General features: G+C 68.5%; 9 protein-coding genes and 1 pseudogene. 3 read left to right on the plus strand and 7 right to left on the minus strand.

Going from position 1 to position 14,922, the window contains the following annotated elements; translation table 11 throughout:
* Window positions 1–47: 47 nt before the first annotated feature.
* Both SPK54_RS07410 and SPK54_RS07415 read right to left on the minus strand, forming a co-directional pair.
* Window positions 48–1,088 carry a glycoside hydrolase family 16 protein gene (locus SPK54_RS07410; protein ID WP_330947280.1) on the minus strand — a complete coding sequence of 347 codons (1,041 nt, stop codon included), beginning with the start codon at window positions 1,086–1,088 and terminating at the stop codon, window positions 48–50.
* Complete coding sequence (locus SPK54_RS07415; RefSeq protein ID WP_330947292.1) at window positions 1,088–3,541, minus strand: glycoside hydrolase family 3 N-terminal domain-containing protein; 2,454 nt, start codon at window positions 3,539–3,541, stop codon at window positions 1,088–1,090. The genes SPK54_RS07410 and SPK54_RS07415 overlap by 1 nt, the downstream gene beginning before the upstream one ends.
* Before the next feature lie 281 nt (window positions 3,542–3,822).
* Between SPK54_RS07415 and SPK54_RS07420 the strand changes: the two genes are divergently transcribed.
* A complete protein-coding gene (locus SPK54_RS07420) occupies window positions 3,823–4,887 on the plus strand; it encodes a LacI family DNA-binding transcriptional regulator (protein WP_330947281.1) in 1,065 nt (354 codons plus the stop codon).
* Window positions 4,888–4,932: 45 nt separating this feature from the next.
* Here the strand turns inward: SPK54_RS07420 and SPK54_RS07425 are convergent, their stop codons facing one another.
* Both SPK54_RS07425 and SPK54_RS07430 read right to left on the minus strand, forming a co-directional pair.
* The gene (locus SPK54_RS07425) at window positions 4,933–6,378 is read right to left on the minus strand and encodes an MFS transporter (RefSeq protein ID WP_330947282.1); all 1,446 of its coding nucleotides are present in this window, start codon (window positions 6,376–6,378) and stop codon (window positions 4,933–4,935) included.
* Between the two features lie 117 nt (window positions 6,379–6,495).
* A complete protein-coding gene (locus tag SPK54_RS07430; RefSeq protein ID WP_330947283.1) occupies window positions 6,496–9,153 on the minus strand; it encodes a TonB-dependent receptor in 2,658 nt (885 codons plus the stop codon).
* A 263-nt stretch (window positions 9,154–9,416) separates the two neighbouring features.
* Between SPK54_RS07430 and SPK54_RS07435 the strand changes: the two are divergent.
* Window positions 9,417–10,020: pseudogene (locus SPK54_RS07435) on the plus strand (TIGR00645 family protein).
* A gap of 91 nt (window positions 10,021–10,111) precedes the next feature.
* Window positions 10,112–12,313 (plus strand): DNA helicase II, encoded by a 2,202-nt coding sequence (gene uvrD / locus SPK54_RS07440; RefSeq protein WP_330947284.1) that lies wholly within the window; start codon window positions 10,112–10,114, stop codon window positions 12,311–12,313.
* 12 nt (window positions 12,314–12,325) lie between these two features.
* On the opposite strand, the gene SPK54_RS07445 is transcribed toward uvrD, so the two are convergent.
* From SPK54_RS07445 to SPK54_RS07455, 3 genes are all read right to left on the minus strand, one after another.
* Window positions 12,326–12,607 (minus strand): DUF2782 domain-containing protein, encoded by a 282-nt coding sequence (locus tag SPK54_RS07445; protein WP_330947285.1) that lies wholly within the window; start codon window positions 12,605–12,607, stop codon window positions 12,326–12,328.
* Between the two features lie 54 nt (window positions 12,608–12,661).
* A complete protein-coding gene (locus tag SPK54_RS07450; RefSeq protein ID WP_330947286.1) occupies window positions 12,662–14,506 on the minus strand; it encodes an ABC transporter ATP-binding protein in 1,845 nt (614 codons plus the stop codon).
* A 65-nt stretch (window positions 14,507–14,571) separates the two neighbouring features.
* A partial coding sequence (locus tag SPK54_RS07455) for a hypothetical protein (RefSeq protein ID WP_330947287.1) occupies window positions 14,572–14,922 on the minus strand: 351 nt, incomplete at its 5' end.

Genomic DNA, 14,922 nt, shown 5'->3' on the forward strand with positions numbered 1-14,922 from the left:
CACTCTAGCGCCGGCAGCGTTGCGTTGGCGGCAACGCCGCGTTGCAGTCAGTGCGCGACCGCGTCCGTCGCGGGCCGGCGTTGTGCGGGTTCCGGCACCACCTGTTTCGCGTCCGCGCCGAGGGTCGCACAGCCGCTGCCGTCGGGCCTGCCGGCATTGCAGCGGTACACACGCACGTAATCGACCAGCATGGCCTGCGGGAACACGGCCGCGTCAATGCCGGTCGCGTTGACCTTGCCAGCCCAGTCGCCGCCGACCGCGAGGTTGAGCAGCAGGTGGTACTTCGACGCCGCGTCGAACGGCGCGCCCGCCGGCGCGTCGACCCACCGGCCGCCCTTGTGCGATTGCGACCACCAGCCGTCCGCGCGCTGGGTCGCGTAGTGCGTGCCGTCCACGTACCAGCGGACTTCGCCGGCCTCCCATTCCAATGCGTAGACGCGGAACCCGTCCGCGGGACTGGCGCCATCCGGCAGCCGGTACGAGGTGCCGGTGTACACGTTCCCCGGGCGGGGGCGACCGTAGTGCAGGGTGCCATGCACGCGCGTCTCCGGCGTGCCGGGCGCTGCGCCGGGTTCGTCGCTGGGCGTGCCCAGGTTCACCGCTTCCATGATGTCGATCTCGCCCGATGACGCCCACGCGCCGTAGGGCGAATCGGTGGGCAGCATCCAGATCGCCGGCCAGCTGCCTTGCCCGCGTGGCAGCTTGGCGCGGACCTCGATGCGGCCGAATGTCCATTCCTGGCGGCGCTTGGTGCGCAGCCGCGCCGAGGTGTAGGGCAGGGTGGCGGTCGCCTTGCCGCCGCCGTCCGGCGCCGCCGCCGCGGTGTAGCGCTCCCTGCGCGCCACGATGTGCAGCGCGCCGTCCCGGACGAAGGCGTTGGCGCGCGGGTGGCGGTCGCGACGACGGGTGTAGCACTGCGATTCGTGGTTGCCGCCGCCCCAGCAGTTCTCTTCCAGGTCCCACTTCGACAGGTCGATGGCGTCGCCGTCGAACTCGTCCTGCCAGGCCAGCATCCAGCCCTCGCCTGCCCCAGTGGCGACATCGCCGCCGGAGGCAAGCAAGGCGGCAAGCAGCGCGAGCATCTGCATCAGCGCACCGGGCACTCGACCTTGCGGTCGAAGTCGGTGCTGGCGGTCACCTTCGACAGCGCCAGTTGCAGGCCGTCGCTGCCGTGCAGGACGAACGGCATGTCCAGCTTGGCGGTATCCACGCCGGCCACGCGCAGGCACTTCAGCTGCACGCCCAGACGCGTCCACTCGCCCTTCCGCAACTGCGCCAGCGCATCGCCCACCGCCACCTCGCCCTGGCAGCCGGTGCCACAGCCGGCGCCGATGGACGCCTTCGCGCCGGCCGGCAGTGCGTCCACCCGCACCGTGGCGACCACGAACACGTCGCCGTTGGTTTCGCGGACCAGATCGATCGGCGTGTTGGAACGCAGTTCGACCGCGCCGGCACCCTTGAACGCGAACTTGCGTGCGCCTTCCTGGACGTCGGTATTGATCGCTTCCATCGCCACCGAGCCGTCGCTGGTGGTGGCATGCGGATGCACGATGTCCATCGCGCCACCGTCGGCGCTGACCAGGCGCAACGTGGAACCGGTGGTCGCCACGCCCTTGTCGAACCACAGGTTGGTGCGCGCGGCGTCCGGGTCGATGCCGGGATCTTCGCTCAGCGCGGCAAGCTCGCCCTTGTCCGCATAGGTCAGGCCGAACCCGAGCGGGAACAGCGGGTCGTAGCCTGCTTGTCCCGCGTTGTTGGCGTACTGGTCGGCACGCTTGGGCCAGCTGAAGCTGAGCTTGCCGTGGAAATCGTGCTGCGGCTTGCCGTCCTTGCCGCGCAGCAGCACATCGGCGATGCCCGCGCCTTCGGAACCGGGCAACCAGGCGGCAACGAAGGCGTCGGCGGCGTTGAGTTCGCGGTTCATCCACAGCGGCCTGCCGCTCAGGAACACCGCGACCACAGGGATGCCGTCGGCCTTGAGCTTCTTGATCAGCTCCAGGTCGCCGGACTTGCCGGCCTTGAACATCAGGTTGGGCAGGTCGCCCTGGAACTCGGCATAGGGGTCTTCGCCGAACACCACCACGGCGACATCGGGCTTGGTGGCGTACTTGCCATCCGCCGCGAGCTCGGCCCGGCCGCCGGCCGCTTCGACCTGCTGGCGGAAGCCGTCCCAGATTGAGTCTGCATTCGGGAAATCCGCGCGCTTGGTGCCGTCGCCCTGCCAGGTCAGCGTCCAGCCGCCGGTCTGCTTGGTCAGGTTGTCGGCGCCGTCGCCGGCCAGCAGCACGTGTTGCGTCGGCGACAGCGGCAGGAGGCCGCCGGCGTTCTTCAGCAACACCAGCGATTCGCGCACCGCGCGGCGTGCCACTGCCCGGTGTTCCGGCGAGCCCAGTTGGTCGAACTTGCCGCCCAGCGTGCGCTGCGAAGGCTTGGGCTTCTCGAACAGGCCCATGCGGAACTTGGTGCGCAGGATCCGCCGCACCGCATCGTCCAGCCGCGCCATCGGGATCTCGCCGGCCTTGACGTGGGCCAGCGTGGATTCGTACAGGCCCTTCCAGCTGTCCGGCGCCATCGCCATGTCCAGGCCGGCGTTGAACGTCTGCGCGCAGTCGGTGTTCGTGCAGCCCTTGACCTGGCCGTGGCCGTTCCAGTCGCCGACCACGAAGCCGCCGAAGCCCATGCGCCCCTTCAGCACGTCGGTGAGCAGGGCCTTGTTGCCGTGCATCTTCTCGCCGTGGAAGCTGTTGTAGGAGGCCATCGCCGACTGCGCGCCGGCCGCGATGGCGGGCACGTAGCCGGCGGCATGCACGTCGCGCAAGACCGCTTCGGTCACTTCGGTATTGCCCTGGTCCTTGCCGTTGGTGGTGCCGCCGTCGCCCAGGAAATGCTTCACAGTGGTCATGACGTGGCGGTCGTCCAGGAAGTCGGCCGCGCCGGCCTTGCCCTGCAGTCCTTCGACCATCGCCGGCGCCAGCATCGCCACGATCTCCGGGCTTTCCGAATAGCCTTCGTAAGTGCGGCCCCAGCGGTCGTCCTGCGGCACCGCCACGGTGGGCGCGAACGTCCATTCCATGCCGGTGGTGCGCGTTTCGGCGGCGGTGATGCGACCGATCTCGCGGATCAGCTCGGGATCGCGGGTCGCGCCCAGGCCGATGTTGTGCGGGAACAGGGTGGCGCCGACGATGTTGCTCTGCCCATGCACGGCGTCGATGCCCCAGATCACCGGGATCGCATGGCCGCCGTGCGAGGTGTCCATCGAGGCCTCCCAGAAGGCATCGGCCAGCGCCAGCCAGTCCTTCGGCGGCGCGTTGTAGCGCTTGCCGGGATCGGAGCCGCCGCCGGCCAGGATCGAACCCAGCCGGTACTTGCGCAGGTCGTCCGGGGTGATCGAATCGATGTCGCCCTGGATGATCTGGCCGACTTTTTCCTCCACCGTCATCGTGGCCATCAGCGCGTCGATGCGCTGCTCCAGCGCGGCATCGCGCGGCAGCGGCCACGCCGGCTGCGGCCAGACGGCCGGATGGATCGCTGGGGCATCCATCGCAGGCGCCGGGGCGACGGTCCGCGCCTGCGGTGAGCAAACGCAGGCCAGGAGAAGCGCGGAGGCCAGCACGCGGCGGCGCAGGGCGGGCTTGGCGGGTGAGCGAGGCGTCATGGCGGGCTTCCGTGGTCAGGAGTGGGCGAAGATGCGGCAGCGCGGTATGACAGCGCTGTCAGGCCCGGGCAGAATACGATGTGTGCATCCCAATGGCTTGCTGCATAGCGGCAAGCCGCGCTGGCGCGCCGGGAGCAACCATACAGGCGCATTTTCGAGGCAAGGACATGGGCGGCAGGCGCGCGCCGGGGGCCACCCCGGCACCGGAGAACAGCAGGGCGAAGGCGGCGCGCGTGCGCATCGAGGACGTGGCGGAAACCGCCGGGGTTTCGATGAAGACCGTTTCGCGCGTGCTCAACAACGAGCCGAACGTCTCGGAGCGCACCCGCCAGCGGGTCGAAGCCGCGGTGGAAACGCTGCGCTACCGTCCCTTGCCTTCGGCGCGGGTTCTGGCGGGGCGGCGCTCCTACCTGGTGGCGATGCTGTTCGACAACCCGTCTCCGAACTACCTGATGGAAATCGAGATGGGCGTGCTCGATGCCTGCCGGGCCCAGCATTACAACCTGATGCTGGCACCGCTCGCCTACGACGATCCGGACCTGGCCCGCAAGGTCGAGTCGCTTGTGGTGCAATCGCAACTGGACGGCGTTCTGCTCACGCCGCCGCTTACCGACGACGTGGCCCTGCTCGAGCGGCTGGGCGACCTGGGGGTGCCTTACTCAAGCGTGTCGGCGAAGGAGCAGAACCGCCACGTCGGCGTGGTGGTGGACGAATACGGCGCAGTCTGCGCGATGATGGAGCACCTGGCCTCGCTGGGGCATGTCCGCATCGCCCACATCAAGGGCCATCCCGCGCACGGTGCCAGCGGCTGGCGGCTGGCCGGCTACCGCGAAGGATTGCGCCGCGCCGGCCTGCGCTACGACGCCGCGCTGGTGGTGGACGGCGAGTTCTCCTACGAATCCGGCCATGCCGCGACGCTGCGGCTGCTTGACCTTCCACAGCCGCCCACCGCGATCTTCGCCGCCAACGACGACATGGCCGCCGGCGCGGTGTGCGCGATCTTCGAGCGCGGGCTATCGGTGCCGCGGGATGTCTCGGTCTGCGGGTTCGATGACACCCCGATCGCGCACCACATCCACCCGGCGCTCACCACGGTGCGCCAGCCCACCCGCGAGATGGGCCGGCTGGCGGCGGCCGAGCTGCTCAAGGAGATCCGCGAGCTGGGCAGCGGCGGCATCGTCGACATGTCCTACACGCTGCAACTCCGGCGTTCCACGGGGGCCGTTGGCTGACGTCCGCGCGGCGACGGACGATCGCCGCCGCGCAGGGAGCGCGGCTCAATGCCCGCCGCTAGCCGCCAGCTTGTCCAGGTCGATGCCCTGCTTGCGCAGGATGCCGCTGGCGCGCAGCGCGTAGAACGCGAGGTAGGCGAAGCAGGCCACGCCGACCCAGAAGCTCATGTGCACGCCCACGCTGTCGGCCAGGGCGCCCTGCGCCCAGCTCACCAGCCCGCCGCCCATGATCATCATGATCAGCAGGCTGCTGCCCTGGTTGGTATGGCGGCCCAGGCCGGCGATCGCCAGCGCGAAGATGCACGGCCACATGGTGCTGCAGAACAGGCCCACGCTGATGAAGGCCACGGTGCTGGTCTTGCCGGTGGTGAACATGCCGACCAGCAGCGCGGCGATCCCGCACAGCGCGAAGTACAGCAGCATCCGCGCGGGGTTGCCGCGGCTGAGCAGGGTGGCCGCGATCATCAGCACGATGACGAAGGCGTAGCCGTAGAACTGCGAGACGTCGTGCTGGGCGATGGCATTGACCGCCAGGTACACGCCGAAGGCGAGGAACGGCAGGATCAAGGTCAGCAGCTTCTTCGCGCTGGCGCCCACTTCGAACGCGCCGGCCGCGCCGGTCCAGCGGCCGATCATCAGGCTGGCCCAGTACAGGGACACGTACGGCGCCAGGTGCTGGGTTTCGATGCCCAGCCCCTCGTGCAGGTAGGCCGGCAGATTGCTGATGGTGGACACTTCCACGCCCACGTACACGAAGATCGCCAGCATCCCCAGCACCAGCTGCGGGTAGGCGAAGGCGGAGCGCCGATGCGCCAGCTTCGTGCTGTCCTCGGCCTCGTCCACCGCCACCGCGTCCAGGTCGATCTTGTTCGGCACCGACGAGAACTTGATGAACAGCGCCACCAGCACGAACGCGGCACCCAGCACCAGGTACGGCGTCTTGACGCTTTCGATGCTGGCCTCGGTGTTGCCCGCGGCCAGGCTGCCGAAGATGGCGAAGCTGACCAGCAGCGGGCCGATGGTGGTGCCGAAGTTGTTGATGCCGCCGGCCATGGTCAGCCGCTGCGCGCCGGTGGCCGGGTTGCCCATCACGATCGCCAGCGGATTGGCGGCGATCTGCTGTAGCGCGAAGCCCAGCCCGACGATGAACAGGCCCGAGAGCATCAGCTTGAACGAGCCGCTATTGGCCGCCGGATAGAAGAGCAGGGTGCCCAGCGCCGAGATCAGCAGGCCCACGCAGATGCCGTTCTTGTAGCCGATCCGGTTCAGCAGGTCCTGGCCGGCCGCCTTGGACACTCCGAAATAGATCAGCGAGCCCACCGTGTAGGCCACGTAGAACGCCACCGACACCAGTTGGCTCTGCGCCTGGCTCAGGTCGAAGGCCTTCTTGAACACCGGGATCAGGATGTCGTTGCTGGCGGCGACGAAGCCCCAGAAGAAGAACACCGTGATGAGGACGCCGAACTGCGACCAACGGGTTTGCTGGGCCATGTCTTCCTCGTCGCCTGCGGGCGATATGTCGTCGGATGTGGAACCGCCCCGCTGCTCCCCGCGGCGGATGCGGCGCAAGGCTGCAGTCTGCCACGGGGAGCCGCGGGGCGGGGAGGGTCAGAACTGGTAGCGCGCGCGCAGCCCGTAGCTGCGGGCATCGTTGAGGAAGCGCACGTTGATGCCGGAGCCGACCAGCGCCTTCTGGGACACATCCTTGTTGAGCAGGTTGCTACCCCAGGCCTCGAAGCGCCACTTGCCGCTCATGGTGGTGAAGCCGATGCCGGCGTTGAGCGTGGTCGCGGCGGACTGCCGGTCCGGGAAGCCGGCCTGGCGCGCGGTTTCCACGTGGTCCACCGTGCCCGCGGTGTCGGCGATGAAGACCACGTCGCGCTCGTTGTACTGGGTCAGGAAAAACGACGAGCGGTACGAGGCCAGGATCTGCCAGTCCAGCGTGCCGCGCGCGAGTTCGCTGATGTGCTGCAGGCGGGCGTTGAAGGTGAGCTTCGACGCCAGCGGCAGTTCGTTGCCGGACAGGTCGATGATCGAGGTGATCCCGCCGGCGCCGTAGTTCTGGCTGCGCACGTCGGCCACCTTGCCCTTCTTGATCTCGCTGTCGAGCCACAGCGCATTGAGGTTGAGCATGAACCCATGGTCGAAGCGCAGCACGCTCTCCGCCTCGACGCCGTACAGGGTGGACTTGCCGACGTTGCGGTTGACCAGCGAATAGCCGGTGGCCTCGCCCAGCTCGTTGACCGCGATCACCGCCAGGTCCTGGAACACCTGGTCGGAATAATCGTAGTAGAACGCGGAGACGTTGAAGGTGGACGGGCGGCCGAACCATTCGCCGGTCAGCTTGCTGCCCACTTCCCAGGCGACGATGGATTCCGGCTTGAAGGTTTCCGGGATCTCGTCGGCATGGAAGGTGTCGTTGAAGCCGCCGGCCTTGTGGCCGCTGGATACCGTGGCGTACAGCAAGTGGTTGGGTGTGCGGTCGTACTCCAGGCCAACGCGCCAATCGGTGAAGTTGAACTTGCTTTCGCCGAACTGCTGCGCGGGGATGCCGCTGACCTGCACCCAGCTCTGGTAAGGGCAGTCGATGGTGTCGCCGCCGATGTCGGGCCGATCCACACATCCGAACGCGCCGCCCTCGGCGGCCGGGCCGAGCTGCTGGAGGATGGTGTCGTTGATGCCATAGGAGGCGATGCCCTCCAGCAGGAACCGCGCCTTGTCGGCCTGCGACACGATGCCGCTCACGTCGAAGTTGGGCCGATCCATGAACGCCGGGTAGAAGCCGGGCGTGCCGACACGCGTGGCGAAATCGCCGCCCTGGCCGGGCAGCCCCATGGCCCAGTTGCCGCCGATGCCGTAACGCGACTTGAACTCGGTGGTCCGGCGCACGCCGCCTTTCAGGCGCAGCGTGTCGTTGACGTCGAAGGTGCCGTCGAAGAACCCGGCGGTGGAGCGGCCCTTGACGTCCGGCATGGTGAATTCCGTGCCGGAGTACCACTTGCCCTTGTCCACCAGCGACAGGTAGCCGACCTGCTGCTTCTCGTTGAAATGGAACAGGCCCGTGGTCCAGCGGAAGCGCTGGTCGTCGCTGGAGGACAGGCGCAGTTCGTGCACCTGCGACTTCGACAGCGTCAGCCAGTACTGGGTGGAGTAGTTGTCGTAGTCGATGCCACCCGGGTTAGTGGCGCTGGCCTGGTCGATGTTGCGACCCGGCCACAAGATGCCCTCGCTGGCGGCGTTGGTCTGGCGGAAGTCCACGTCGCGGTAGCTGCCGCTGTATTCCAGCGTGACCGGGCCGAAGTCGTAGCTGATGTTGGTCTGGAAGCCCCAGTTGGTGCTGTCCAGCTTGCCCTCGACGCCGCGGTAGATCACCTTGCGCAGTTCCATGTCGTCCGGCGAGTACCCCGCGCGCGCGGCGCCGATGATGTTCGCACCGGGATAGCCGGTTCCGCCTTCCTTGCCGATGTCGGCCATCGCGAAGATCGACAGCTTGTCGTCCGGCTTGAACAGGAACGACACGCGTGCGCCCCTGTCGTCCTGGACGCCGGCCGGCTTCAGGTTCTGCGCCTTGCCGGCATTTTCGAAGGAGGAATCCTTCTCCACCTTGTAACCGGCCACGCGCAGTGCCGCGGTGTCGCCCAGCGGCAGGTTCAGCGCGAACTCGCCGCCGCGGTGGTCGCGGTTGCCCGCCTCCATCTGGACGTAGCCGCCGAACGTACCCAGGTCCGGGCGCTTGGTGATGATGTTGAGGGTGCCGGCCAATGCATTGCGACCGCGCAGGGTGCCCTGCGGGCCCTTGTTGACCTCGACGCGCTCGACGTCGTAGAACATGCCGCCCAGCCCGCGCGGGCGCGGGATGTAGGCGCCGTTGATGTGCGGCGCGGCGCCGGGGTCGCCCAGTTCGGTGTTGTTGGCGGAACCCACGCCGCGGATGAAGATCTCCAGGTTGCCTTCCTGGTTGGCCATGCTCATGCCGGGCACCAATGCCTGGATGTTGCGCAGCTCGTTGTTGATGCCCAGCGCGCGGGCGTCCTCGCCGGAAATCGCCTGTGCGGTGCCGGCGTACTTCTGCAGATCCTGCTCGCGGCGCTCGACGGTGACCACCACCTTGTCGAGCGTGGTGGCGTCGCGCGTGGCGTTGGCGGCCGGCGTCTTGCCGTCCTGAGTCTCCGTTGCGGATTGCGCAAGCGCGGGCGCCGCGGTCGCGGCGATGAGCGACGCGAGGATAGCGCGGGCGAGCGTGTGTTGCCGGCAATGACGGGTCATGTTCGTGTCTCCCCAGAGTTCTTGACCGTTCGTGCAGGCCGGCCTGAGGCCGGGTCGCGGTCGTTGTACCCACCATTTGACAGCGCTGTCAATTGATTCCGAAGACCAAGCGCCCGACTGCCGCAAAAGCGCGGCACAGACGCGTTGCAGGAGGAAATATTCGTTGCGGCGCAACATGCCGACGCGCAACGTGGCGGCAGTCGCCTTGTGCAATGCAGCGAGCGGCCGCTACCCTCCACGCTCCGCCACCGGCCCTCCCGAGCATGTCCGACCTGCATCCTTCCCGCCTGCGCCCGCTGCCCACCCTGATCTTCGCCTCGCGCTGGCTGCAGCTGCCGCTGTACCTGGGCCTGATCGTGGCCCAGGGCGTCTACGTTGTGCTGTTCCTGAAGGAGCTGTGGCACCTGATCCACGGCGCGGTGAGCCTGAGCGAGCAGGACATCATGCTGCTGGTGTTGGGCCTGATCGACGTGGTGATGATCTCCAACCTGCTGATGATGGTGATCGTGGGCGGCTACGAGACTTTCGTGTCGCGGATGCAGCTGGAGAACCACCCCGACCAGCCGGAGTGGCTGAGCCACGTCAACGCCAGCGTGCTCAAGGTGAAGCTGGCGATGGCGATCATCGGCATCTCCTCGATCCACCTGTTGAAGACCTTCATCGAGGCCGGCACGCTCGGCGGGCTGCCGCTGTGCGGCGGCGGCCGCGGCGGTCGCGACCACGCTCGCCAAGAGCTGCACCAAGGTCACCGCCACCGGGGTGATGTGGCAGACCATCATCCACTGCGTGTTCATCCTGTCGGCGATCGGCATCGCCTACACCGACCGGCTGATGGCGGCGCACAGCGGCAAGCGCGGCGGGCACTGAGCGCCCCGGGGGCGCGTCGGCCGGCATCGCAACGCTGACGTCGGCGCACGCCCCGCGATTCATGGCGGCACCGCTCCGCTAAAATGACGGGATGGATGTCTCCCACCTCCTCGACGGGCTGAACCCGGCCCAGCGCGAGGCCGTTTCCGCCGCGCCCGGCCATTACCTCGTGCTGGCGGGCGCCGGCTCCGGCAAGACCCGTGTGCTCACCCACCGCATCGCCTGGCTGCACGAGGTGTTCGGCGTGCCGCTGCACGGCATCCTCGCCGTCACCTTCACCAACAAGGCGGCGGGCGAGATGCGCGCGCGCATCGCCGCGCAGTTGGGCGGCGAGCCGCGCGGCGCGTGGATCGGCACCTTCCACGGCCTGGCCCATCGCCTGCTGCGCCTGCACTGGCAGGAGGCGAAGCTGCCGGAAGGCTTCCAGGTGTTGGACAGCGACGACCAGCTGCGCCTGGTCAAGCGCGTGGCGCAGCAGCTGGAGCTGGACGACGGCCAGTTCCCGCCGCGCCAGATCGCCTGGTGGATCAACGCGCAGAAGGACGAGGGCCGCCGCCCGCAGCACATCCAGCCGGCGGCGAACGACCCGTGGAACGACGCCCTGCTGCGCGCCTACGCCGCCTACCAGGAACGCTGCGAGCGCGCCGGGCTGGTGGACTTCGCCGAGCTGCTGCTGCGCGCGCACGAGCTGCTGCGCGAGAACCCGGCACTGCTGGCGCATTACCGCCACCGGTTCGGGCAGATCCTGGTGGACGAGTTCCAGGACACCAACGCCATCCAGTACGGCTTCGTGCGCCTGCTGGCGGGCGACAGCGGGCAGGGGGCTTCTGGACAGGTTTTCGTGGTCGGCGACGACGACCAGGCCATCTACGGCTGGCGCGGCGCCAAGGTGGAGAACGTGCAGCGCTTCCTGCGCGACTTCGCCGGCGCGCAGACCATCCGCCTGGAGCAGAACTACCGCTCCACCAGCAACATCCTCAACGCCGCCAACGCGGTCATCGCCCACAACGACGATCGCCTGGGCAAGCGCCTGTGGACCGAGGCCGGCGAAGGCGAGGCCATCGACCTGTACGCCGCCTACAACGAGATGGACGAGGCCGCCTACGTGGTGGACCGGATCGCGCAGTGGGTGCGCGACGGCGGCAGCCACGGGGACGCCGCCATCCTGTATCGCAGCAATGCGCAGTCGCGCGCGTTCGAAGAGGAGCTGCTGAAGCGGCAGATCCCGTACCGCGTCTACGGCGGCATGCGCTTCTTCGAGCGCGCCGAGATCAAGGACGCGCTGGCCTACCTGCGCCTGCTGGCCAACCGCGACGACGACGCGGCGTTCGAGCGCGCGGTCAACACGCCCACCCGCGGCATCGGCGACCGCACCCTCGACGAGATCCGTCGCGCCGCGCGCGAACACCGCGAGTCGCTGTGGCGGGCCTCGCGCCGGCTGTGCGAGCACTCCACGCTGGCCGCGCGCGCGCGCAACGCGGTGGCCGGCTTCGTGCAGCTGATCGACGCGCTGGCCGGCGAAACCGCGGCGATGCCGCTGGCGGAGAAGACCGACCACGTGCTGGCCCGCTCCGGCCTGCGCGTGCACTACGAGAACGAATCGCGTGGCCAGCAGGATTCGCGCACCGACAACCTCGACGAACTGGTGTCGGTGGCCTCGCGCTTCGTGCGCGGCGACGAAGAGGACGCAGCGTCGATGCCGGAACTGGTGGCCTTCCTCGCCTACGCGGCGCTGGAGGCCGGCGAAGGGCAGGCGCAGGCGGGCGAGGACGGCGTGCAGCTGATGACCCTGCACAGCGCCAAGGGCCTGGAGTTCCCGCTGGTGTTCCTGGTCGGGCTGGAGGAAGGCCTGTTCCCCAACATGCGCTCCGCCGAGGAGCCGGGCCGCATGGCCGAGGAGCGCCGGCTGGCCTACGTGGGCATCACCCGCGCCCGCCAGCAGCTGGTGCTGTGCCACGCCGAGTCGCGCCGCATCCACGGCAGCGACATGTACGGCCTGCCGTCGCGTTTCCTGCGCGAGATCCCGAAGGCCCTGCTGCGCGAGATCCGCCCGAAGCAGCAGCCCAGCTTCGCCCGCGGCGGTTTCTCCCAGCCGCCGCGCCGCGACTTCGGCCACGCGCCGCTGGAAGCGCCGCCGGTGCGGCTGGGCGCCAACGTGCGCCACCCCAAATTCGGCACCGGCTTCGTCACCGACGTGGAAGGCAGCGGTCCGCACGCCCGCGTGCAGGTGAACTTCGACGAGGTGGGCAGCAAGTGGCTGGTGTTGGCGTACGCGAACCTGACGCCGGCGTGATGGCTGGCGTGCTTACCAGCTGAACAGCCTGTAGTAGGTCATCGGCCCGCCCTTGGCGTCGGCGTCGTTGACCACGCCGTCGCCATTGCGGTCGTAGATGTAGTAGGTGGGGCCGCGCGCGGGCACCACCTTGACCATGGTCAGGCGCCCGTTGACGCGGTATTCGGTGATCATGTCGCCGTTGGCCTCGGTGCGGGTGGCGGGCACCGCGTTCTGCGCGAGCATTTCTTCCGGTGAGGCGGTGGTGCAGGCGGCCAGCGCCAGGGTCAAGGCGAAGGGAAGGGCGATGCGCATGGCGGTGGCCTCGTGGCGGGTGCGTCCAGTATGCGCGATGCGCGGCGGGCCGGCTCAGCCGTCCGCCGGCGCGTCCAGCTCGAGGAAGCCGCCGGACTGGCGCTGCCACAGCTGGGCGTACAGCCCGCCGCTGGCCAGCAGCTGCTCGTGCGTGCCCTGTTCGACGATGCGCCCGGCGTCCATCACCACCAGCCGGTCCATCGCCGCGATGGTGGATAGGCGGTGGGCGATGGCGATGACCGTCTTGCCCTGCATCAGCCGGTACAGGTTTTCCTGGATCACCGCCTCCACTTCCGAATCCAGCGCCGAGGTCGCCTCGTCCAGCACCAGGATCGGTGCGTTCTTCAGCAGCACGCGGGCGATGGCGATGCGCTGGCGCTGGCCACCGGATAGCTTCACGCCGCGCTCGCCCACCTGCGCATCCAGCCCGCGCTGGCCCTGCGAATCCGCCAGTTCGGCGATGAAGCCGTCGGCGTTGGCCTGGCGCGCCGCGTCCAGCAGCTCCGCCTCGCTGGCATCGGGGCGGCCGTAGAGGATGTTCTCGCGCACCGAGCGGTGCAGCAGCGAGGTGTCCTGGGTGACCACGCCGATCTGCGCCCGCAGCGAATCCTGCTGCACGCTGGCCACGTCGATGCCGTCGATGGTGATGCGCCCGGCTTCCACGTCGTGGAAGCGCAGCAGCAGGTTGACCAGGGTGGACTTGCCCGCGCCGGAGCGGCCGACCACGCCGATCTTCTCGCCGGCGCGGATGTGCAGGCCGAGGTGTTCGATCACCCCGCCGCCCTTGCCGTAGTGGAAGGCCACGTCCTCGAAGCGGATCTCGCCGCGCACCGGCGGCAGCGCCGGCGCGCCCGGCGCATCGTCCACCGTGGGCGGCAGCGAGATCGAGCTGATGCCGTCGTGCACGGTGCCGATGTTCTCGAACAGCGCCGACAGCTCCCACATGATCCAGTGCGACATCCCCAGCAGCCGCAGCGCCAACGCCGCGGCCACCGCCACCGCGCCGGTGCTGGCCGCGCCCTGCAGCCACAGCCAGATGCCCAGCGCCGCCACCGACGCCAGCAGCGCCATGTTCAGCGCGTACAGCAGGCTGTAGACGCCGGTGGCCAGCCGCATCTGCCGGTAGACGGTGGCGAGGAAGCCGCCCATCGCCTCGCGCGCGTAGGCCTGCTCGCGGCGCGAGTGCGAGAACAGCTTGACCGTGGCGATGTTGGTGTAGCTGTCCACGATGCGGCCGGTCATGGTGCTGCGCGCATCGGCCTGCTGCTGCGAGACCTTGCCCATCCGCGGCACGAACCAGCGCATCAGCAGTCCATAGCAGGCCAGCCAGCCGGCGAACGGCAGCATCAGCCGCCAGTCGGCGCTGGCCGCCACCAGCAGGGTGCCGCCGAAGTACACCAGCACGTAGTTGCCGATGTCGAACAGCTTCACCACGGTTTCGCGCACCGCCAGCGAGGTCTGCATCAGCTTGGTGGCGATGCGGCCGGCGAACTCGTCCTGGAAGTAGCCCATCGACTGCCGCAGCAAGTAGCGGTGCACGTTCCAGCGGATCCGCATCGGGAAATTGCCCAGCAGGGTCTGGTGCTGCACCGCCGAGTTCAGCCACGTCAGCAGCGGCAGCGCCAGCAGCACCAGCGCGGCCATCCAGGCCAGCCGCGGGCCTTCCTGCGCGAGGAAGCCACCGATCCCCAGCGCGGCCATGCGGTCCACCAGCGCGCCGACATAGGCATACAGCGCCACTTCGGCCAGCGCGATGGCGGCGGTGGTGGCCGCCATCAGCAGCAGCCACGGTTCCGCGCCGCGGGTGAAGTGGCGGCAGAACGCGTACAGCCCGGTGGGCGGCTGCGCGGGCGGTGCGTCGGGAAAGGGATCAAGGCGGCTTTCGAACCAGCGCAGCATGGCTCAGAACTCGTGCAGTTGGATGCGTATTTTGCCGGCTTTTCCCGTCATTCCAGCTACTGTTGCTACTGTGCAGATGCAAGCCGGCCATAGCGTTCCGGGTCGATCCGGAGCAGTTCATTGATGGCAGCCTCACGCTCTTTTCCTGCCATATTCTTCAGCAAGGCTTGGATTTCAGCCTGGATGCTGCCGGAACTCGCGCCACGCGCCTCTGCCTTGCGATACCACTCATGTCCAAGTTCGTAGTTCCCTTGCTGGATATGCACCGCACCCAACAGGGTGCATGGTCGGAAGTCTTTGGGTTGCAGCACATGGGCTTTCTCGCCCATTGATTGGGCCGCAGCAAGGTTCCCTAGGGAAGGTCTGAACAACTCGCCACCTGTCGGCGACAATAGCGCCTCACCTCCGGGATGACT

It is taken from the genome of Thermomonas sp. LB-4 (genome assembly GCF_036409385.1).
In the GTDB taxonomy this organism is placed as follows: Bacteria; Pseudomonadota; Gammaproteobacteria; order Xanthomonadales; family Xanthomonadaceae; genus Thermomonas.

What these genes read in the sequence shown, in the direction of transcription:
- uvrD (WP_330947284.1), top strand. Translation starts at nt 10,112, where the DNA reads ATGGATGTCTCCCACCTCCTCGACGGGCTGAACCCGGCCCAGCGCGAG.
- SPK54_RS07425 (WP_330947282.1), bottom strand. Translation starts at nt 6,378, where the DNA reads ATGGCCCAGCAAACCCGTTGGTCGCAGTTCGGCGTCCTCATCACGGTG.
- SPK54_RS07420 (WP_330947281.1), top strand. Translation starts at nt 3,823, where the DNA reads ATGGGCGGCAGGCGCGCGCCGGGGGCCACCCCGGCACCGGAGAACAGC.
- SPK54_RS07410 (WP_330947280.1), bottom strand. Translation starts at nt 1,088, where the DNA reads ATGCAGATGCTCGCGCTGCTTGCCGCCTTGCTTGCCTCCGGCGGCGAT.
- SPK54_RS07415 (WP_330947292.1), bottom strand. Translation starts at nt 3,541, where the DNA reads ATGGATGCCCCAGCGATCCATCCGGCCGTCTGGCCGCAGCCGGCGTGG.
- SPK54_RS07430 (WP_330947283.1), bottom strand. Translation starts at nt 9,153, where the DNA reads ATGACCCGTCATTGCCGGCAACACACGCTCGCCCGCGCTATCCTCGCG.
- SPK54_RS07445 (WP_330947285.1), bottom strand. Translation starts at nt 12,607, where the DNA reads ATGCGCATCGCCCTTCCCTTCGCCTTGACCCTGGCGCTGGCCGCCTGC.
- SPK54_RS07450 (WP_330947286.1), bottom strand. Translation starts at nt 14,506, where the DNA reads ATGCTGCGCTGGTTCGAAAGCCGCCTTGATCCCTTTCCCGACGCACCG.